The sequence below is a fragment of the Bradyrhizobium sp. LMTR 3 genome, assembly GCF_001693485.1.
Lineage (GTDB): Bacteria > Pseudomonadota > Alphaproteobacteria > Rhizobiales > Xanthobacteraceae > Bradyrhizobium.
In genome coordinates, this window is record NZ_MAXC01000055.1 from 73,012 (window position 1) to 93,173 (window position 20,162).

The following is a 20,162-nucleotide window of genomic DNA, read 5'->3' on the forward strand; positions in this document are numbered from 1 at the left end:
CCGCCCTCCCCCAGCCCGATACTCCACAAAAAGGCCCCGCGCTTGCCCATCAAGAAAATCACCTGTCACGTCGTTGCAGCCCCGGTGCAGCGGCCCTTCACCTCCTCGCGCGGCTGGCTGTACAAGACCCGCGGCACCTGCCTGGTCGAGATCGAGACCGACGACGGCATCACTGGCTGGGGCGAATGCTACGGCCCCTCCGCCGTCGCCAAGGCCTTCATCGATACCCAGCTCGCGCCGCGCGTGATCGGCCGCGACCCGTTCGACGTCGAGGTGATCTGGGAGGACCTCTATAACCGGATCAAGGATTACGGCCCGAAGGGCATGTCGATCGCCGCCATCAGCGGCATCGACATCGCGCTGTGGGACATCGTCGGTAAGGCCTGCAACAAACCGGTTCACAAATTGATCGGCGGCGCGTTCCGCACCGAAGTCGACGCCTACGCCACCGGACTCTACTTCACCGATATGGACCGGCTGGTCGACGAGGCGGTCGAGGACGCCACGGGCTACGTCAAGGAAGGCTTCAGGGCGATCAAGATGAAGATCGGCCTCGGCTCGATCAAGCGCGACTTCGATCGCGTCAAGGCGGTGCGCGAGGCCATCGGCCCCGATGTCAAGCTGATGGTCGATGCCAATCATTGCCTCACCGTTCCCGCCGCGATCCGGCTCGGCCGCAAGCTGGAAGAACTCGACATCGAGTGGTTCGAGGAGCCGATCTCGCCGGAGGACATCGACGGCTATGTCGAGGTGTCGCGGGCACTCGACATGGCGGTGGCGGGCGGCGAGAACGAATTCACCCGATGGGGCTTTCGCGACGCCATCGTGCGCAAGGCGATGGACATCGTACAGCCCGATGTCTGCGCGGCGGGCGGCATTACCGAATGCAAGAAGATCGCGGCGCTGGCCTCGACGCACGGCGTGGAATGCGTGCCGCATGCCTGGGGCTCCGCGGTCGGTCTCGCCGCAACCATCCATTTCCTGGCGTCGATACCGAACCAGCCGCCGAGCCTGTTTCCAATGCCGCCGATGCTGGAATTCGAGCAGGAGGAAAATCCGTTCCGCGATCACCTCGCCGTCGAGCCGATCCGGCAGGTCAAGGGCACGATTGCGGTCCCGACCGCAGCCGGCCTCGGCATCGAGATCGATCGCGGCGTGATCGACCGCTATCGCGTCGCCTGAACCGGTGGCCCCATCGTGAAATTCGTCAGCTTCAGCGAACAGGGTTTTGTCCGCGCGGGTGTGCTGCTAGGAAACGGCGCCGGAGAGAGCGATCAAATCGTCGATCTCTCGCATCCCGCGATGCGTGGGACGTTGGGAGGTGCATCGCCGCAGATGCAGTCTTTGATCGAGGCTGGTCTGCCCTGTCTCGTCCAAAACATCCGCACACACGGCTTGGCGGAGCCCGCAAGACTTCGGCGCAGCGCCGTCACGCTGATGGCGCCGCTACCGCGACCGCGGCGCATCTTCGGCATCGCGCATAACTACCGCGATGCGCTGGCCGAGCGCGGCATGGCGCCACCGGAAAAACCAGTGCTGTTCATGAAAGCGCTGCGAACGATTACCGGCGCCGGACATGCCGTCGTCCTGCCGGCGGGCATCGGCGGTGTCACCTATGAAGCCGAACTTGCGGCCGTGATCGGGACCCGCGCCGAAAATGTCAGCAGGGACCGGGCACTCGATCACGTCGTTGCCTATGGCTGCTTCAACGATATCAGCGCCAGCGAAATCATCAAGGCAGACGGCCATTTCGACCGCGGCAAGAATTTCGCGACGTTTGGGCCGTTCGGCCCTTATCTCGAGTCTAGCGACGAAGTGAAGGACCCTCACGCGCTCGCGGTGTCGCTGAAAGTCGACGGCCGCGTGCTGCAGTCCGGTTCGACGCAGGACATGCTGTTCAATGTTGCCGATCTCGTCTCCTACCTGTCCGCCCTGCAGGCGCTCGAGCCCGGCGACATCATTGCCACCGGCACACCGGCCGGCGTCGCCGCCCTGCACAAGCCACCGGCGTGGCTCAAGCCAGGCTCGACCGTCGAAGTCGAGGTCGAGGGGCTTGGCCGCTTGGAGAATCCTGTCATCGAAGGACCTGCGCCAGATGCCTGACAAACCGATCGTCCTGCTGACCAATGCGATGCATCCCGATGGCGAAGCGATCCTCGCGCCGCATGTCAGGCTGATTGTCCCGCCCGACGCGCAGCCGGAAACCTTGCGCGAATGGGCCAAGGATGCCGACGGCATCATCGTGCGCGCCAAACTGCCCGACGACATCGTCGAGCACGCACCGCGCCTGAAGGGTATCGTCCGCCACGGCGTTGGTCTCGACTTCATCCCGGTCGCCGCCGCCACCGCGCGCGGCATAGCGGTGGCCAATCTGCCCGGAAGCAACACCAACGCGGTGGCCGAATACGTGATGTCGGCGTTGATGCATCTGCGCCGGCCGCTCTACCGTCTGGACAAAAGCTTGCGCAGCGAAGGCTGGAACGCTGCGCGCCCGGCGGCCGATAACCTGACCGAATTGAGCGGATCGGTGCTCGGGATCCTCGGGGTCGGAACGATCGGCCGCCGCGTTGCGACTATCGCATCTCGCGGCTTCGGCATGACGGTACTCGGCACGTCCCGCCGCAAGGGATCGTTGCCCGCTGGCATCGAGGGAGTCTCGCTCCGGGACCTGTTCGCCCGAAGCGATGCCATCACGGTCTGCTGCGCGTTGACTGACGAGACTCGAGGCATGGTGAGCCGCGACCTGATCGGCCGGATGCGGCCTCACGCCGTGCTGGTGAATGTCTCGCGTGGTGCCGTGATCGAGACGCCCGCTTTGATCGACGCGCTGCGATCGCGGAAGATCGGCGGCGCCGCGCTCGACGTGTTCGACGTGCAACCATTGCCGTCGGACGACGCCCTGTTCGATTGTCAGAACCTGTTGCTGACGCCGCACACCGCGGGCATCACCGCCACCAGCGGCCGCGCGATGGCGGTCGGCTCGGCCGAGGAAATGCTTCGCATCCTGCGCGGCGAACAGCCGCTCAATCTCGTCAACCCCGCCTACAAGGCGGCATGAGGTCATCAACATGCGCATTACATCGATCAAGGCCGTCCCGATCTCCTACCGCGTACCGGAGGGCCAGAACGTAAGGCTCGGTATCGGCCGCGCCGTCAAGCGCGACGCGGTGCTGGTAAAGGTCGAAACCGATGAAGGCCTGACCGGATGGGGCGAGGCCCATCACGGCCGCTGCCCGGGCGCGATCGCCAAACTAATCGATACCACGATCTCGGAACTCGTCGTCGGCATGGATGCGATGAATGTTGTCGGCGTCTGGCAGCGCGTCTACCAGATGCAGCTCGCAAGTCACGGCATGGGTTATGCCGCCGCGATGGCCCTGAGCGGCCTCGATCTCGCACTGTGGGATATCAGGGCAAAGGCGGCCGGCTGGCCACTGTACAAATTGCTCGGCGGCGCTTCAAAACCGATCAAGGCCTATGCGGGGGGCATTTCGCTCGGCTGGCAGGAGCCGCAATCGCTCGCTCAGGAAGCGCTCGGCTATGTCGCGCAGGGATATCGCGCAATCAAGCTTCGCGTCGGCGACAATCCCCGCAACGATGTCGCCCGCGCCACCGCCGTCCGCGAAGCGGTCGGAGACGCCGTCGAGATCCTGGTCGACGCCAACACCGGCTACACTGTCGATGACGTGCGCCGAGTGATGCCGGCCTATGAAGAGCTGCAGATCGGATGGCTCGAAGAACCGTTCCCGGCGCAGGACTACCGCTCGTATCAGACGGCGGCATCGCTCGGCACCACGCCGCTGGCGGCCGGCGAAAACCACTACACCCGCTTCGAGTTCACGCGCCTGATCGAAGACCGCGCCGTGAGCTTCGTGCAGCCGGACCTGTCGAAGACCGGCGGCGTCACCGAGGCGGTCCGGATCGCCGGCATGGCCTATGCGTGGAAGCTGTCCTTCAATCCGCACACCTCGGCAACCGGCATCAACATGGCCGCGACCATCAACGTGCTCGCGGCCGTCGACCTTCCCGGATATTTCGAGGGCGATGTCGCGAAACACAACCCGTTCCGCGACGAGGTTGGCGGCATCCCCTACACGCTGGATGCGGACGGATGCGTCAAGCCGTCGGAAGCGCCCGGGCTTGGCGTCGAGATCAATGAAACCTTCATCAACGCCCATCCACTGATCGAGGGACCTTGCTATGTCTGAAACGCAGTGGGCTGAAGTTACATCGAGCGCTCGCCGACTTGTTCACTTCGCCTGCCGCGCTCTCATCGCCTTCCTGGTCGGCGCCACTGCCGCATCGGCGCAAACCGCCCCAACATCGGCCGATCCGGAAAATTATCCGAACCGGACCATCCGTTACATCGTTCCCTACCCACCCGGCGGATTCAACGATACGCTTGCGCGGCTCGTATCGCAAAAACTCGCGGAGGCCTGGGGCGTTCCCGTCGTGGTCGAGAACCGGCCGGGCGGCGGCACGCTGATCGGCACCGAAGCCGTCGCCAAGGCCCCGGCTGACGGCTACACCCTGCTCGGCGTCGCATTTCCCTTCGGCGCCAATCCCAGCATCTACAAGAATTTGCCCTACGATACGGTGAAGGACTTCACGCCGCTGGTCTTCGCGGGCCAGACACAAAATCTCCTCGTTATAAAGCCCTCGATGCCCATCAATTCCGTCAAGGAATTGATCGACTACGCCAGGAAGAATCCGGGCAAGGTCAGCTACGGCTCCACCGGCACCGGTTCGTCCGACCATCTCTCGATGGAATTGTTCAAGAGCATGACCGGGATCGATATCGTGCACGTGCCCTACAAAGGCAGCGCGCCGATGGTTAACGACCTGCTCGGCGGACACATCGACATCGCCTTCGACAACACGCCGAACGTGTTGCCCCAGGTCAAAGCCGACAAGTTGCGGGCGCTTGGCGTCAGCAGCAAGACGCGCTCGGCGCTCGCTCCAAACGTATCGACGGTGTCGGAGGCCGGCGTCTCCGGATATGAGGTCACCGTGTGGTTCGGGATCGTTGGACCCGCGGGCATGCGGTCCGAGATCGTTCAAAAGCTGAACGCCCAGATGAACTCGATATTCAAAATGGACGATGTAAAACGCCGTTTCGTCGACCAGGGCGTCGACCCCGTCGGAGGAGCGCCCTCACAATTCGCGGATCATATTCGCGCCGAGATTCAGAAATGGGCCAAGGTTGTCAAGGACGCCAACATTCAGCCGGAGTGAGGTTTTCATTGCGGCTCTGCATCGAAGGCACAAGATCCTCGCCGATATCCTTGATCTGCGTAGACTTCAGATCGAAGGGCATAGCTGTAGTGCGCCCACAAGTCCCATCTGCCGCGCGACCGTGTGCGGCTCGATACCGGTAGAGGCAGCCGGCGGACACGACGATTGGAGCCTTACTGGTCGAACAGCATAGAACCATCGGGGCTCTCCGGTCACCAACCTCCAGCCGAGAGCAAGCCTCCAAGACTGGCGGTCCCGGTGCCCCCCCTCCCGCGGGGCCGTTCTATTTGGCGCTTCGCAAGCGCGCGGCTATCCTGACGGGTGACATGGAACGGTATTTTCTTCAGCGGATTATGACGGTATCCTCTTCAGCAAGTTGCGGGCGCCGTGACCAGCGAAATTCGTCTCGACTGCATCAGTCAGGGAGCTCATCCTGGAGTTCATAAACGCGGGTCTCTGCAGCCATTCCCTTCGCAACTACTGTGTCCACGAACCGGCAATTAAAACGATGGTGGACTCGCGCGTAGACCGCCTCGCTCACCAGCACTTGAGTATCGTATTGCTTGTTTAGCCCCTCCAACCGGGCAGCAAGATTTACGACACTACCGAGCGCGGTATAGTTCATGCGTTCTGACGAACCGAGATTGCCGACCACGGCCTCACCAAAATGAATGCCGAATCGAGTGTAAAATGGCGGCAATCCTTCTTTCTCAAACTGACGATTGATCGCTTCAATTGCCACCTTCGCTTGCAGCGCGGCCCGACATGCTCGCTCACAATGATCAGTTTGCGGATTGGGCGCGTTCCAGAATGCCATCACCGCGTCCCCAATGAACTTGTCGACCGTGCCGCCCTGCGACAGAATGACGTCTGTCAAGGCCGTGAAATAGCGCGATGTCTGCTGCATCAACCCGTCAGGATCGGCGCTTTCGGCAATCGTGGTGAACCCTCGCACGTCAGTGAATAACGCAGTAATCTCCTGTCTTTTCCCGCCGAGCTCGGTCGATATAGAATTATCAAGCACTCCGCGCACGATTTCGCGCGGCGCAAGGCGAGAAAACGACCAAATGGCGCGCCTAGAGTTGTGAATTGTCCTGCCGAGCGTATCCAGCTCGTCAATGAATGATCGAACCGCATTCTTTGGCGGCGGCGCCATCGTCGGCAAGCGGTGCGCCTCGAGCGTAATGGCTTGAATGGTTTTGGACATGCCGTTGGGCTCACGCGCTGGCATGGACAATTGCGCGGCGGCGTGCGGGCTCGACTTGGATCACAAGCCGAGCTGTGGCTGTCGGGCGGCTACCTGTCATTCTTCAATCCGGGAATCGATGCATGGGAGGCGAAGGCGCATTTCCGCATGCAGTTCGACGTGGCGAGCTCCGTTTTTGCAGCGTATATGCCGGTCAAGGCGCCGCCGCCGGTCGCGCCCTATAGCTGGACGGGCTGCAGCGTCGGCGGGAACGCCGGCTATGGTTCGGCCAGGGCTAAATTCGATTCCGCTCCAAACGGCGCCATCGTTGATTTTGCCCAAAACAATGGGGTGCTCCCCGTACTTGCCGCGCAGCAGGCCGGTTCGCCCGCTGCTCAACGCACCGGAGGGCTCACGGCCGGCGCCGGCGTCTCCTGCACCGTGCAATTCGACAAGACCGTCGTCGGGCTTGAAACGGATCTCAATTACACTGATCTGCGATCATCCGAGTTGCGGGGACCGTTTCCGGTGGCGACTGCAGGCTTGGCCTATGCGGACTATGCCTTTTCGACCGCAACGGATTTTCCCGGATTCACGGGCTTTCGATTTGAAGGCTCGGATTCTCGCGTGAAGCCTGGCTGGACAGCAGGCCTCGGCTGGGAGGCCGTTGTGAGCGGCCCATGGACGGCGAAGTTCGAGTATCTCTATGTCGATCTCGGTGATCGGACGGCCCCGGCACCACAGAACATCGGCGCGCTCAGCCCATTCGCATGGACGCACTCAGCGAAATTGACTGAGAACATCGTTCGCGTAGGGTTGAGCTACAAATTTGCCGGCCCGCCAAGCAGCGGTACCGGCTGGTTCTCGCAATGAGGCAGTATCAAGAGCCATGCCCAAGCTCGTTGCCTACACAATGGACGGCCACGCGGTTCGCATCCGTCCTGCGCCGCTCGAGCGCGACTGGATGGACGCCACCGACCAGCGGTTCGCGTATCGCTGCCTGCCGCTCAACATTGCAAACGCCCACGGCTGGGAACTGCTCTGTCCGTCGGGCTTTTCAGCGCGGTGGGACGGGCTCAACCACAAGGAAACCATTCGGATCAAGTCTGATCTCGGCACCCACGCGCCGGTTGTGAGCCACTTCGGGCATGGTGTGTTGACCTTCCACGTCCCGCAGCGATCTTATCGCGCTGAAGACATGACATGTCCCGCGATTCAGCGTTCTAAGAACTCGTCTTCACCCTCCTGGCAGCGATCTGCTGGAGCGCCCAGCGCGCGTTCTTTCTGACTTCTGGATCCGAATCATTGGCGACAAGAACGAGAAACGGTTCCGCGGCTGGATCGGCAATCTCTCCCAATGCCGCCGCAGCTTCCTTGCGCAGATTTGCCTGCTCGTGCGTGATGCACTTGCCGATTGGAAGGATCGCCCGGTCGACCTTCATTTTTCCGAGACTTCTGATCGCCTTGAGCCGCACCTGCCAGAAATCGTCCATCAACGCGGCAATCAATTGATCCGCCGCCACCATGCCATTGGCGTTCTGACCAAGCGTCTCCGCCGCCATCTCGCGTACCATCCAGTCTTCATCCCCAAGCGTACGGGTGATCGATTCAGCCGCAGGCTTCATCTGCGAAAACGCCAGCGCGCTAACAGCCGCCCGCCTGACATGGGCATCGGGATCGCCCGTGGACGCCGTGAGCGCAGGGATGGATTCTTCAAGCTTCAAAAAGCCGATGACGCCGATCGCCTGTACCCGCACCGCAGCATCGCCGTCCCTGAGCGCTTCCAGCGCCGGCTTGAGCGTGTCCTTGCGCCGCAATTCCTTCAGCGCACGGAGCGCGGCCATGCGGACAAATGCGTGCGCATGCTTGACCAGAGGAAGTATCGCATCGGCGCATCCCGGGTCCTTGAATTCAGCCATGCTGTCCGCCGCAGCGGAAGCGACCGCCGGCTCGGGATCGACCGAATCCTGATCTCGAACCGGTACATGGCGACACGCCTGCTGACGTCGAGCGATGGGCGCGTGGCAGGGGCTATCAGCGTCAACACCCGCACGGCCGAGATCCTGGTCATCAAGGCCAAGGCTGTCATCCAACCCGCGCGATCGAGCCGCCGCCGGCGCCGATCTCGACCATTTCGATCACGGGAATTCGTACCGGCAGGCCCGAACCCTTCAGGAAGCGTGCGGCGCGATCGACCTCGAATACCCGCGATGTCTCGGGCTGATATTTCTCGATCAGGCATATCTTCGCGGTGGTACCGCCCATATCGAAGGACAGCACCCTGGTCTCGCCAAGGCGAGCCGCGATCTGGGCGGCGAAAATCGCGCCACCAGCCGGACCTGACTCGACGAGCCGCACCGGAAAGCGCTGCGCCGTTTCAATCGAGGTGACGCCGCCGCCGGAGGTCACGAGGTAGATGGCGCCGCGAAACTGCTCGACCTGCAGCGCCTCCGCCATCCGTGTGAGATACCCGTCGATGAGAGGCTGCACATAGGCGTTGGCGACGGCGGTTGAAGTCCGCTCGTATTCGCGAATTTCAGGGCACACCGCCGACGACAGCGTCACCCATATGGCCGGCAATTCCTCTTTCAGGATCGCAGCGGCGCGCCGTTCATGCTCGGGATTGGCATAGGAGTGGAGGAAGGCGAAGGCGACGCTCTCCACGTTGTGCGCCCGCAGCTCCGGCGCGAGTGCGCGCACAGCGGCCTCATCGAGCGGCAACCGCACCGCACCATGCGCATCGATGCGCTCGGGGACGGTGAAGCGCAAGGACCGCGGCGCCAACGCCTTCGGCTTGTCGATCGCAAGGTCGTATTGATCGTAGCGGCTCTCGGTACCGATATCGAGCACGTCGCGGAAGCCTTGCGTCGCGACGAGCGCTGTCTTCGCGCCGCGCCGCTCGATGATGGCGTTGGTCGCGAGCGTCGTGCCATGAATGAAGACGTCGATATCGCAGATATGCGCGCGTGCGTCGGCCAGGATGAGACGCATCCCGTCCAGCACAGCCTGCTCCGGTCGCGAGGGCGTCGTCAACACCTTCCGTGTCCTGCGATCCTGGCCCACGTCCAACACGATATCCGTGAATGTGCCTCCGATATCGACGGCAAGCCTCACTTCGGCTCCCAGAAGCATGCCAAATCTCCGCGGCGCTGGCTGAACGAACTGAGTCAACGATTGAGCAATTTCCATGCCAGCGACTGCGCACAGGGTCAATGCGCCCAGCCATTGTTGCAGGGCATCTATGCAACACGATTTCTACGATCTGGCACTGCATCTTCCCATAAGAGCGCATCGGCGCCGAATGCACCAACCCGCTACGTTGAGGGTGGTGTAATCAGCATGCAATCTGCGGCGGTTCGGGCTCACGTCTTCTTCCTGCCATGACCGGCTGCGCTATTTTTCTCGCGTTCCTCGGCTACTGTTCTAAAGTGGCCCCGAAATCGTTTTCCGGTGGAGCGACGCACGTGACCAACATCTCGGCAAGGAAAGACAGGCCTCTCGATCCACGATCGAACTGGGCTGCGCTTTCCCAGGCCGAACGCGACGCGGCGTATGACAACAATGCCGCCGTGAAGGACAGCGCCGCCCTGATCGCGGAGCGAAACGAGGCCTCCAAAGCGCTGCGGGCCAGCCGCAAATCCTACCTCGATGTCGCCTATGGCGACCGCGAGAGGACGATGATCGACATCTATCCGGCCGCCGACAGCGCGGCCCCTTGCCTGGTCTTCCTGCATGGCGGCTACTGGCAGCGCAATTCCCGCGATGTGTTTGCCATGCTTGTCGAGGGCGTGGCCGCGCATGGCTGGTCGGTGGCCATTCCCGGCTATTCGCTCGCGCCCGAAGCATCGCTGACCGAGATCGTCGCGGAGATATCCCAGGCACTGGATTGGCTCGCCGAACACGGCGCATCTTACGGCATCTCCGGCCCGATCGTGCTGTCGGGCTGGTCGGCCGGCGCCCATCTCGTCGCCATGGCGCTGGACCATCCGCGTGTCACTGCGGGGCTGGCGATTTCGGGCGTGTACGATCTTGCGCCAATTCGCGATACCGGCCTGAACGATGCGCTGAAGCTCGCAGACCAGGAAGTCGAGACGCTGTCGCCGCTTCGCCTGCCTGTGGTCCACAAGCGGCTCGACATCGTCTACGGCGCGGATGAGCTACCGGCGCTGATTTTCGATTCCATCCACCTTCACGAAACGCGCGTTGCCGCAAATGCGCCCGGCAAGCTTTTTCCGATCGAAGGTGCAGATCATTTCAGCATCCTCAACGAATTGCGACGTCCTGACGGCGCGCTGGTGGATATCGCGCGGAAGCTCGTCAACCAATGACGACCTACACCGCCGGCGGCCTGATCGCCGCGACGTCGATCAAGACCTGGTCGCCGTCGATCCTGGTCGGGTAGATCCGCAACGGCCGACTCGGCCAGCCCATGGAAATCCTGCCATTGCGGAGATCGAACGATGCCACGTGACGGGGGCAAAACAGGCGTCCTGCCGACAGGTATCCGAGACTGAGGTCGGCCTGTTCATGCGGGCACACCCGTTCGCAAGCTACCGCGCGATTTTCGTCCCAGACCAGTATCAGATCGACCCCAGTCACGCGCGCGCAGACGATCCTTTGTGCGAGCAGCCGGCTAAGTCCGCAGACCGGCATCCACCTTCCCTCGCCGAAGTCTGCGACAGCTTGAGTCATCCGCCAAGATAGGCCTTTCGAACATGCTCGTTCGCGATCATCTCCGTGCCGGGACCGGAGAGAACGATACGACCGCCTTCCAGCAGATAGGCATGGTCGCACATCTCGAGCGCCGCAAACGCATTCTGCTCGACCAGAAGGACGGTCGTACCTTGATCGCGGATGCCGCGAATGATGGCGAAGGTGCGCTCGACGATGTTGGGCGCAAGCCCAAGCGAAGGTTCATCGAACATGATCAACCGCGGCCGCGACATCAGCGCCCGGCCGATCGCCAGCATTTGCTGTTCGCCGCCCGACAAGGTGCCGGCAGCCTGCCGCTTGCGGTCTGCCAGACGCGGAAATTCGGCGTAGATGCGTTCACGGTCCGCCGAAATCGCGAAGGCATCCGTGCGGAGATAGGCCCCCATGTCGAGATTCTCTTCGACCGTCATGTGCGGAAACACACGCCGTCCCTCCGGACAATGCGCGATCCCGCAAGCTACCACGTCCGGCGGCTTGGCGCCGGCAATATCCTTGCCCTCGAACAGCATCGATCCCGAACGCGGCGAAACGAGGCCCGAGATTGCGCGTAGCGTGGTACTCTTGCCGGCGCCGTTGGCGCCGATCAGGGCGACGAGCTGGCCGGCCTTGACCTCCAGCGAAACGCCGCGCAACGCGGTGACTCCGCCATAGCCACACACCATGTCGCGAATCTCAAGCACGTGTTGCCCCCTGTCCGAGATAGGCCTCGATAACGGCCGGATCGTTCCGGATCACGTCCGGCGGACCTTCGGCGATGATACGGCCGTAGTTCAGCACCACGATTCTATCAGAGACGCTCATCACCATCGGCATGTCGTGCTCAACCAGCAGGACGGTGACGCCGCGATCCCTGATATTGCGGATCAACTGCACGAAAGTGTGGGTCTCCGAGGCATTCATGCCGGAGACCGGCTCATCGAGCAGCAGCATCGAGGGCTCGGCGGCCAGCGCCAACGCCACGCCGACAAGCCGCTGCTCGCCATAAGACAGCAACCCTGCGAGATCGTGCGCGCGGCGTTCGAGGCCAACCCACTCGACAAGCTCGCTGGCGCGTTCCCGCAACCGGCGCTGCGAAGATCGCGCACGCGGCAGGCCCAGAATGGCTTCGAAAAGGCTGACCCTCCCCTGACGGTGCAGCCCAACCAATAGATTGTCGTAAACCGTGTCGTTCGGAAAAACACTGGTGCGCTGGAAGGTGCGGATCAATCCCAAATCAGCAATCTGATGCGGCCTCAAACCGTTGAGAACCGTTCCACGATAGCTCACGCTGCCATGGGTCGATTCCAGAAAGCCGGTCACGACGTTGAAGGCCGTCGTCTTGCCGGCGCCGTTCGGCCCGATCAGGCTGACGATCTCGCCCTCGCCGACGGAAAAGTTCATGTCCGAGAGTGCAACGAGTCCGCCGAAGTGCACGGCGACCTGTTCGACCTTCAATGCCGTCGCAGGCGATGCCATCACGCAGGCTCCTTGGCGTCACGTTCGGAAAAGGTCACCGGTCCTGCTGCCGGGGAGCGGTTCCACCGCTTTGCAAATCGCTGGGCGAGCGATGGCACAATGCCGCGCGGCAGAACGAAAAGAATGACGATCAGTACGCCGCCATAGGCGATCCACTGCGCCTCCGGCGCCATGATCGGGCGGAGGAACACAGGCAATAATCCGAAAATCATGCCGCCGATGACGGGGCCGAACAAGGATCCCTTGCCGCCGGTAATGACCATGATCACCATGGTCACGGTATTGATAAAGGCAAACACCTCGGGATCGATGATGCGGATGTAGTGCGCATAGAGGCTGCCGGCCGCCCCCGCGATCCCGGCCGAGATCACCGCCGCCAAAGTGAGCGTCTTGGTCACGTCGATGCCGACCGACACCGCAAGCGTTTCGTTTTCCATCAACCCGCGCATGGCGCGGCCGAAATGCGAATGAACGAGGCGCGAGATCAGCACATAAGCCGCTACAGCGACGGCCAGTACGAGGTAGTAGTTCTGCAACTTGGTCCGGAGGGTCAAACTACCAAGTTCCGGCAATCCGATCGTGATCGATGGAATATTGGTCAGCGCCAGCGGGCCCTGCGTGAGCTCGATCCAATTGAGCGCAACCAGGCGCACGACTTCGGCAAATGAAATCGTCACGATGACGAAATAGGCGCCGCGAACGCGAAACGACAGCAGACCCACGAGATATCCGCACAATCCCGCGACAATGATCGCCAGCAGGAAGCCTGCGATCGGCGGCCAGGGATCGTGAACGATGCGAAAGCCCCCGGGAAGGCCAATGTCGAAACCAAGCGACGTCAGGGCGCTGACATAGGCGCCGATGCCGAAGAACGCGATATGACCGAGGCTGAGCTGGCCGGTGAACCCGAGCAGCAAATTCAGGCTCATCGCGCCGATGATGAAGATGCCGGTCGTGATCAACGCGTTCATGAGATAGGGATCGCGCAGCCACAGCGGCACAGATGCCAAGGCGATGATCGTCAGAATGGCGGCGCCGAGCTTCATCCGACGCGCTCCGAGCGCGCGAAAAGTCCGGTCGGCTTGAAGATCAGAACCGCGATAATGATCAGAAAGCCCATGGCGTCGCGGTATCCCGACGAAACATAGCCGGCGCCGAGTTCTTCAGCCAATGCCAGAAGAAAGCCGCCGATAACGGCGCCGGTGATGTTGCCAAGCCCGCCCAGGATGACGATTGCGAACGCCTTGACGGCGGCGAGATCGCCCATTTGCGGGAAGATCACATAGACCGGGCCAAGCAGCGCACCGGCGGCGGCGGCCAGGCTCGAACCGATTGCGAAGGTCGATGTGTAGATGAGGTCGACATTGACGCCCATCAGCGAGGCGGTGTCCTGATCCTGAAACGTCGCCCGCATCGCGCAGCCGAGCTTGGTCCTGTTAATCAGGAGGTAGGTGACCACGATCAGCATGCCCGCCGCGGCAAGCACGAACAGCCGTAGCCAGGACACCGACACCGGTCCCAGCACCAGCGGCGCCTCCGGGAACGGTGTCGTCACCGACTTGGCCACCCCACCCCAGATCCACAGAGTGCCGGACTGCATCGCGATCCAGGCACCGATCATCACCAGCATCGTGGTATCGATGTCGGAGCCACGCAGTGGCCGCAGCAGCGTCAGCTCGATCGTGGCTCCGAGCAGCCAGCCGGCCAGCACGGCCAGCGGCAGCGCGAGGAAGAAATTGACCCCGAGTTGATGCACCACGATGAACATGATGTAGGCGCCGAACGTATACAGCACGCCGTGCGTAAAATTCACGACGTTCATGATGCCGAAGATCAATGTCAGCCCAATTCCCAGCAGCGCGTAGGTGCCGCCGAGGACCAGCATGTTGATCAGATGCTGCAGAAACTCGCTCAAGCTCGCTCCAAATATTCCCGACGCAGGCGAGGTCCGCGATTGCCCGCGGCCCTCGTCGATCAGCAACCCGACGTCAGAGCGTCTTCATGCCGATCTTGCCGTCGGTGATTTCGATCAGGTAGACGTTGGGCTGACTCTGGCCGCTTTCCTTGCCTACGGGGCCGGACTTGCGGAACACGATATCGCCGTTCAGGCCCTTGATCTTGATGTCCCACAGCGCGGCCTTGATTGCCGCCGGCTCCGCTTTGCCCGCCTTCTCGATCGCCGCCGCGACGGTGCGGATGCCGTCATAGCCGCGGAAGCTTTCGGTGCAGCCGGCGAAGTCGAAGCCGCGCTTCTTCCATTCGGCGATGAAGTAGTTGGTCGCTTCGGGGTTCGGCGTCTTGTCGGGGAACCAAGGCAGGAAGGTCGTCAGATGCATGGTTCCGTTGGCGGCTGCCCCCGCCTGCGCGATGATCTGGTCCGGATTCTGCGAACCGCCGGTGGTGATAATGCGCTTCTTCAGGCCGAGCGCCGCGGCCTGCTTGAAGATCAGCGTGAGCTGATCCACCGCCGTCGTCACGATGATGGTTTCGGAATCGGTACCCTTGAGCTTGGAAAGCTGCGCGCTCATGTCCTGCGCGCCCTGATCCATCGTCTCGACCGCGCCGACCGCGATCCCCTTTTCCTTCATCATCTTGCTGAAATCTTCGGCGGTGCCGCGGCCCCAGTCGTTATTGATGACGAGGAAATCGACCTTCTTCAGTTCCAGCTTGTCGACGATTCCCTTGAACGCCGCGGCCTCGATCGCCGAAGGCGGCGAGATCCGGAAGATGTAGGGATTTCCCGTCGTGGTGATCTTGCCCGACGAGGAGGTCTCGACCACCATTGGCGTCTCGTATTCCATTAGTTTGGGCATCACCGCCAGCGTCAGGCTGGAGCCCCACGCACCCATCAGAACCGGCACCTTGTCGCTCGTGATTAGTTTCTCGGCGACGGCGGCGGCCTCCGTCGGATTGCTCTTGTTGTCCTCGATGACAAGCTCGATCTTCTTGCCGAGAATACCGCCCTTCGCATTGATCTCGTCGGCAGCGATCTTGGCGCCATTGACGACATAGGTTCCGGAAGCGGCGAACGCGCCCGTGAGGGGCTCGTTGACGCCGATCTTGATGGTCTGAGCCTCGGCGGCGCCACCCAGGAAAGCAATCGCCAGCGCAATCGCTGAAACACTTCTGAAAGTTAGTGTCATCTGGTTCTCCAATCTCACGCTGTTAATCCATCTACGTCCAAACATCGCCCCGCACCGCGGAACGTCGAGCCGTCACGCGCTGCCATCCTTGTCGGACGAGAAGCGAGCAAACCAGCGCGCGACCCGCACGCGCAAAAGGCCTGATACCAGCGACATCGCGTTGAGCTTGCCGGGCGTTGCAGCGGCCGGTGAGGTACCCGACAAGCGGCGGTCGAGATTGCCGGCAAACTCCGCGATCAACCGCGCCGCGAGATCGCGCACCAGCCCCGGTCTTCCGACCTGCGCCAGCATACCCGTCAGCGTGTATCCGATGGAGAGGTCGACGCGCGTTGCAGCGCCCTGCTCGATCGGCACCAGCCGGTAGCGAATTTCGCCCTGGGTCGAGGATCGGCTCCGCTGGTCGTTGCCGATACCGACGATGCGACCGGACATATCGGCCGCGTTCCGTTCGACCCGAGCAAGCCCAGAGAATGTCGCGGCAATCGGACCAAGCTTGACGCGGATCGCGCCTTCAACGCGCTCCGGGCTCGGCGGCGCCGTCAATGACGCGCCGGGAAGGCAGGCCGCAACCGCCGCGATGTCACCGAACATCGCAAAGACCTGCGCGGGCGAATGCGTGATGCTGAACTGCTGCGTCAGAACAACGGCCGGCGTGAAGTCGGCAATTGCGTTGACCCGGGAGAGCGCTTCAGTCGATGTTTTTCCGCGACCAATGCCTGTGGCCTTCACGCCGTTGCGCGCGCTCCGACCCGAGCCGACCGGGCCCAGGACCTTCCGTCCACCGCCTGGTTCTGGCGCGATATCGCGTGCGCGCCGCGCTTCGATGACGGACTGAACCGCCCGCACGATGCCGACATAGCCGGTGCACCGGCACAAATTGCCGCTCAAGCCAACGCGGATGGCACGCTCGTCGGCATCCGGCAGGCGCAGCACGAGATCGCGCGCGGAAACCAGCATGCCCGGCGTGCAATAGCCGCACTGCAACGCATGCTCGCGGGTGAAGGCGGCACGAAGCTCCGATGTAACTGCATCCTCGTCGAGGCCTTCGATCGTGGTGACCTCTGCGCCTTCGCAGGCAACCGCATAAGTGATGCACGAACGCGCCGGCGCGCCGTCGAGCAACACCGTGCATGCGCCGCAGACACCATGTTCGCAGCCGAGGTGGGTACCGGTCATGTCGAGCTTGTCGCGGACGAAATCCGCAAGGCTGGTGCGCGGTTCCGCAACCGCCTGCACCGAATGCCCGTTCACGGTGAGTTCAATCATGCTCATGCGGCAGCCTCGCGGACTGCACGCTTCAGCGCATTGACATGAATATGACGGTGAGCCGCGTCCGACACGCCGGCCTTGGTCAGAATGGCGTCTGCGACACGCGGGTCGAAGCGCTCCTTGTAGTCGCCGGTGATGCGTCCACCGAACAGCTCATCGGCATCGGTCATGACGATCGGCGCGGAATCGATTGCGCCGATCACGACACGAACCGTTGCCGCGCTCGGGTCGATCATGACCGCACCGATCGCGTGCGCGAACTCACCGGTCTTGCGGCAGCTCTTGACGTAACCCCAATGGACTGAAGGCGGCATTGCCGGAACATGAACGGTCTCGACGATTTCGCCCGCACGCAAAGTAGATTCCAGCGCGCCGACGATGAAATCCTCGATCGCAACGGTACGCGAACCCGCAAGGCTTCGCAGCGTCAGCTTTGCGCCCAACGCCGACAGCGCGGATATCCAGTCCGCCGCGGGATCGGCATGGCTCAGCGATCCGCCAATGGTGCCGCGGTTGCGAACGGCGCGATAGGCGATGTTGCCGGCGACACGGCGCATAGCGCCGCGCGTGACATCCGGAATGCGTCCATCCTCGATGTCGGCATGGGTGACACAGGCCCCGACAACGAGTTCATCGTCACGGCGCTCCACCTGCTTGAGTTCAGCAACGCCCGTGATGTCAACGATCAGCTCAGGCTCCACGAGCCGCAGGTTGAGCATGGGCCCCAGCGACTGGCCGCCGGCGATGATTTTTACGGAGGCGTCGGCTTCGGCCAGCACGGCAAGCGCTGCCTGCAGATCGCGCGGACGTTCGTAGCCGAAAGGAGCCGGTTTCATGCCGCCGGCCTTTCAGCTTCGCGTGCAGCCAGGATCGCCTCGACGACTCGGTGCGGCGTAATCGGCGACTGCATCAGTTCGACGCCGAGCGGCCGCAGGGCGTCGTTGACGGCGTTGGCGATCGCAGCCGGTGGCGCGATGGCGCCGCCTTCGCCGATGCCCTTCACACCGAACTGCGTATAGGGCGACGGCGTCTCCATGTGATCGAGGCGTGGCGCCGGCACTTCGGTTGGACCAGGCAGCAGGTAATCCGCTAACGTCGTCGCAAGCGGCTGACCGGCCGCATCGAACGGCATCTCCTCGTACAATGCGGTGCCGATGCCCTGGGCCAGACCGCCATATATCTGGCCGTCCACCACCATCGGATTGACCAGAACACCGCCGTCCTCCACGATGACGTAGTCGAGGATTTCGATCTCTCCCAGATCGGGATCCACCGCGACGACCGCAGCGTGCGCGGCATAGCTGAAGGTTCCGGAATCGCGTTGCGGCTTGTAGCCCGACGTCACCTCCAGTCCGCCCGGATCGACATCGGCCGGTAAATCCTGCGGACGGCGGTACCAGGTGTGGGCGATCTCGTTCAGGGTCACGCTGCCGTTGACGCCCCGGACTGCGCCGTCCTGCAGCACCACCGCGGCGGGATCGTGCTGCAGCAGCTTGGCGCCGATGCGCCCGGCGCGTTCGCCCAACTCGCGGCAGGCGGTCGCAACTGCGCCGCCCGCCATCACCATCGAACGCGAGCCCCATGTGCCGGTGGAGTACGGCGTCATCGCGGTGTCGCCGAGAATGACGCGCACCCTGGCGACATCGACGCCCAGCATCTCGTGGGCGACCTGCGCGAGCGTCGTCTCCATGCCTTGCCCGTGCGAATGCACGCCGACGCGCAGTTCGAGGCCGCCGTCCGGCGTCAGGCGTGCGGATGCCTGTTCGTGGCCGGGCACCATCGGAATGCCCCAGCCTGAATAGACCGACGTTCCGTGCGCGGCCTGCTCGCAATAGATAGAAACGCCGACGCCGATCCGCCGCCCGTCCATCTCGCCCCTGCGCTGACGCGCCCGCACGCCGTTAATATCGATGGACGCCAGCGCCCGCCGCATCGCCTCGGGATAGTCCCCGCTGTCAAAATGTTTTTTGGTGATGTTGTCGAACGGCATTTGCTCGGGGCGCACGAGATTGCGTAGACGCACTTCGCCCGGCTCCAACCCGGCTTCCGCCGCGACCAGATCAAGCATCAGTTCCAGCGCAAAGCAGACGCCGGTGCGCGCCACGCCGCGATAGGGCAGGATCGGACATTTGTTGGTGGCAACGGAAAACGTCCGGCAGCGATAGGCCGGCATCAGATAAGGTCCCGGCAGGATGCTGGCGACCTGCGCGGCCTCAAGGCACGCCGAGAACGGATAGGAGGAGTAGGCGCCGGAGTCGACGGTCGCTTCGCAATCGATGCCGCGCAGCCGGCCGTCCCGGTCGGCATAGACGGTGATCCTGTAGTGGTGCTCGCGGCAGTTGGAACTGGCGGTAAGATGCTCGCGGCGATCCTCGGTCCAGCGCACCGGGTGGCTGCGGCGCATCGTCAGCCAGGACAGGCAGACTTCTTCGGGCAGCAGGATTCCTTTGTGACCGAAGCCGCCGCCGACGTCGGGCGAAACAACGCGAATTCGCCCCTGGTCCATGCCGAGGCATTCGGAAAGACCGCTGCGCGTGATATGCGGCATCTGCGCGGCGGAATAAAGCGTGAGCTGGTCGAGGCGCTGGTCGAAGGTCGCGACGACGCCGCGCCCCTCGAGCGGTGACATGCACTGGCGCGCGGTCGATATCTCGCGGGTCACTTTGATTGGTGCATCGAACGCCCTCGAGATATCAACCTCGAAATTGGTTTCGAGGAAGACATTGTCGCCCCACTCCTCGTGCACCAGGGCCGAACCGGGCTCGCGCGCTTTCCGCATATCGTAGACTGTGGGAAGTTCCTCAAGATCAAGCGTCACCGCTGCCGCGATGTCCTCCGCCTCGGCCCGCGTCGGCGCGACGCACATGGCGACCAGTTCGCCGACCTGGCGCACCTTGCCGATGGCGAGTACCGGCTGCTCGGAGATTTTGAAGCCCGGCAACCCCGACACGGCCCGGATCGGCTTGACGCCAACCAGATCCGCTGCGGTGAAGACGCTGGCGCGATAGCGCTCCGGCACATCTATTGCGCGGATCCGCGCATGCGCCAGCGGACTGCGCACAAAAGCAACGTCCTGCATTCCGGCGAGACGAATGTCAGCCACGAATTGTCCGCGGCCACGCATCAAGCGATCGTCTTCCTTGCGCGGCAGCCGCGCGCCG

The 20,162-nt window shown here is 62.8% G+C and carries 18 protein-coding genes and 2 pseudogenes; 8 read left to right on the forward strand and 12 right to left on the reverse strand.

Translation table 11 applies throughout. The features are described 5' to 3' along the window. Positions 1 to 42: 42 nt before the first annotated feature. Genes LMTR3_RS34550 through LMTR3_RS34570 form a run of 5 tightly spaced genes read left to right on the forward strand, consistent with a single transcriptional unit; the run spans position 43 to position 5,235 of the window. A complete protein-coding gene (locus tag LMTR3_RS34550; RefSeq protein WP_065749424.1) occupies positions 43 to 1,182 on the forward strand; it encodes a mandelate racemase/muconate lactonizing enzyme family protein in 1,140 nt (379 codons plus the stop codon). 15 nt (positions 1,183 to 1,197) lie between these two features. Then, positions 1,198 to 2,103 (forward strand): fumarylacetoacetate hydrolase family protein, encoded by a 906-nt coding sequence (locus LMTR3_RS34555; protein WP_065749425.1) that lies wholly within the window; start codon positions 1,198 to 1,200, stop codon positions 2,101 to 2,103. Continuing rightward, on the forward strand, positions 2,096 to 3,058 hold the full coding sequence (locus tag LMTR3_RS34560; protein WP_065749426.1) for a hydroxyacid dehydrogenase: 963 nt from the start codon (positions 2,096 to 2,098) through the stop codon (positions 3,056 to 3,058). The genes LMTR3_RS34555 and LMTR3_RS34560 overlap by 8 nt, the downstream gene beginning before the upstream one ends. Positions 3,059 to 3,068: 10 nt before the next feature. Next, entirely contained in the window at positions 3,069 to 4,208 is a 1,140-nt protein-coding gene (locus LMTR3_RS34565; protein WP_065749427.1) for a mandelate racemase/muconate lactonizing enzyme family protein, read from the forward strand. Beyond that, entirely contained in the window at positions 4,201 to 5,235 is a 1,035-nt protein-coding gene (locus tag LMTR3_RS34570; RefSeq protein ID WP_084029984.1) for a Bug family tripartite tricarboxylate transporter substrate binding protein, read from the forward strand. Before LMTR3_RS34565 ends, LMTR3_RS34570 begins: the two co-directional genes overlap by 8 nt. A 415-nt stretch (positions 5,236 to 5,650) precedes the next feature. Here the strand turns inward: LMTR3_RS34570 and LMTR3_RS34575 are convergent, their stop codons facing one another. Then, a complete protein-coding gene (locus LMTR3_RS34575) occupies positions 5,651 to 6,442 on the reverse strand; it encodes an adenylate/guanylate cyclase domain-containing protein (RefSeq protein ID WP_176722059.1) in 792 nt (263 codons plus the stop codon). On the opposite strand from LMTR3_RS34575, the gene LMTR3_RS34580 reads away from it, so the two are divergent. Together LMTR3_RS34580 and LMTR3_RS37165 are read left to right on the forward strand one after the other, a co-directional pair. After that, the gene (locus LMTR3_RS34580) at positions 6,425 to 7,294 is read left to right on the forward strand and encodes an outer membrane protein (RefSeq protein WP_176722060.1); all 870 of its coding nucleotides are present in this window, start codon (positions 6,425 to 6,427) and stop codon (positions 7,292 to 7,294) included. The genes LMTR3_RS34575 and LMTR3_RS34580 overlap by 18 nt on opposite strands. 16 nt (positions 7,295 to 7,310) lie before the next feature. Then, positions 7,311 to 7,709 carry a DUF6065 family protein gene (locus LMTR3_RS37165; RefSeq protein WP_210184748.1) on the forward strand — a complete coding sequence of 133 codons (399 nt, stop codon included), beginning with the start codon at positions 7,311 to 7,313 and terminating at the stop codon, positions 7,707 to 7,709. On the opposite strand, the pseudogene LMTR3_RS34585 reads toward LMTR3_RS37165, so the two are convergent. Both LMTR3_RS34585 and LMTR3_RS34590 read right to left on the reverse strand, forming a co-directional pair. After that, positions 7,645 to 8,382: pseudogene (locus tag LMTR3_RS34585) on the reverse strand (HEAT repeat domain-containing protein); the annotation flags it as partial. The gene LMTR3_RS37165 and the pseudogene LMTR3_RS34585 overlap by 65 nt on opposite strands. A 130-nt stretch (positions 8,383 to 8,512) precedes the next feature. Next, positions 8,513 to 9,553 (reverse strand): annotated as a pseudogene (locus LMTR3_RS34590) (hydantoinase/oxoprolinase N-terminal domain-containing protein); the annotation flags it as partial. Between the two features lie 332 nt (positions 9,554 to 9,885). Between LMTR3_RS34590 and LMTR3_RS34595 the strand changes: the two are divergent. Then, the gene (locus LMTR3_RS34595; RefSeq protein ID WP_065749430.1) at positions 9,886 to 10,749 is read left to right on the forward strand and encodes an alpha/beta hydrolase; all 864 of its coding nucleotides are present in this window, start codon (positions 9,886 to 9,888) and stop codon (positions 10,747 to 10,749) included. 4 nt (positions 10,750 to 10,753) lie between these two features. On the opposite strand, the gene LMTR3_RS34600 is transcribed toward LMTR3_RS34595, so the two are convergent. The 9 genes from LMTR3_RS34600 to LMTR3_RS34640 all read right to left on the reverse strand — a co-directional run bounded on the left by LMTR3_RS34600 (position 10,754) and on the right by LMTR3_RS34640 (position 20,125). After that, positions 10,754 to 11,113 carry a Rieske (2Fe-2S) protein gene (locus LMTR3_RS34600; protein ID WP_141686962.1) on the reverse strand — a complete coding sequence of 120 codons (360 nt, stop codon included), beginning with the start codon at positions 11,111 to 11,113 and terminating at the stop codon, positions 10,754 to 10,756. Beyond that, entirely contained in the window at positions 11,110 to 11,814 is a 705-nt protein-coding gene (locus LMTR3_RS34605) for an ABC transporter ATP-binding protein (RefSeq protein WP_065749432.1), read from the reverse strand. Before LMTR3_RS34605 ends, LMTR3_RS34600 begins: the two co-directional genes overlap by 4 nt. Further along, positions 11,807 to 12,589, reverse strand: a complete 783-nt coding sequence (locus LMTR3_RS34610) for an ABC transporter ATP-binding protein (protein ID WP_065749433.1) — start codon at positions 12,587 to 12,589, stop codon at positions 11,807 to 11,809. The genes LMTR3_RS34605 and LMTR3_RS34610 overlap by 8 nt, the downstream gene beginning before the upstream one ends. Beyond that, positions 12,589 to 13,635 (reverse strand): branched-chain amino acid ABC transporter permease, encoded by a 1,047-nt coding sequence (locus LMTR3_RS34615; RefSeq protein ID WP_065749434.1) that lies wholly within the window; start codon positions 13,633 to 13,635, stop codon positions 12,589 to 12,591. Before LMTR3_RS34615 ends, LMTR3_RS34610 begins: the two co-directional genes overlap by 1 nt. After that, positions 13,632 to 14,504, reverse strand: a complete 873-nt coding sequence (locus tag LMTR3_RS34620; protein ID WP_065749673.1) for a branched-chain amino acid ABC transporter permease — start codon at positions 14,502 to 14,504, stop codon at positions 13,632 to 13,634. Before LMTR3_RS34620 ends, LMTR3_RS34615 begins: the two co-directional genes overlap by 4 nt. Positions 14,505 to 14,577: 73 nt before the next feature. Next, positions 14,578 to 15,732: an ABC transporter substrate-binding protein gene (locus LMTR3_RS34625; RefSeq protein WP_065749435.1), complete on the reverse strand. Its 1,155-nt coding sequence runs from the start codon at positions 15,730 to 15,732 to the stop codon at positions 14,578 to 14,580. Positions 15,733 to 15,804: 72 nt separating this feature from the next. Beyond that, positions 15,805 to 17,004 carry a xanthine dehydrogenase family Fe-S subunit gene (locus tag LMTR3_RS34630; protein ID WP_065749436.1) on the reverse strand — a complete coding sequence of 400 codons (1,200 nt, stop codon included), beginning with the start codon at positions 17,002 to 17,004 and terminating at the stop codon, positions 15,805 to 15,807. Beyond that, on the reverse strand, positions 17,001 to 17,837 hold the full coding sequence (locus LMTR3_RS34635; RefSeq protein ID WP_065749437.1) for an FAD binding domain-containing protein: 837 nt from the start codon (positions 17,835 to 17,837) through the stop codon (positions 17,001 to 17,003). The genes LMTR3_RS34630 and LMTR3_RS34635 overlap by 4 nt, the downstream gene beginning before the upstream one ends. Beyond that, the gene (locus tag LMTR3_RS34640) at positions 17,834 to 20,125 is read right to left on the reverse strand and encodes a xanthine dehydrogenase family protein molybdopterin-binding subunit (RefSeq protein ID WP_502686702.1); all 2,292 of its coding nucleotides are present in this window, start codon (positions 20,123 to 20,125) and stop codon (positions 17,834 to 17,836) included. The genes LMTR3_RS34635 and LMTR3_RS34640 overlap by 4 nt, the downstream gene beginning before the upstream one ends. Positions 20,126 to 20,162: the final 37 nt, after the last annotated feature.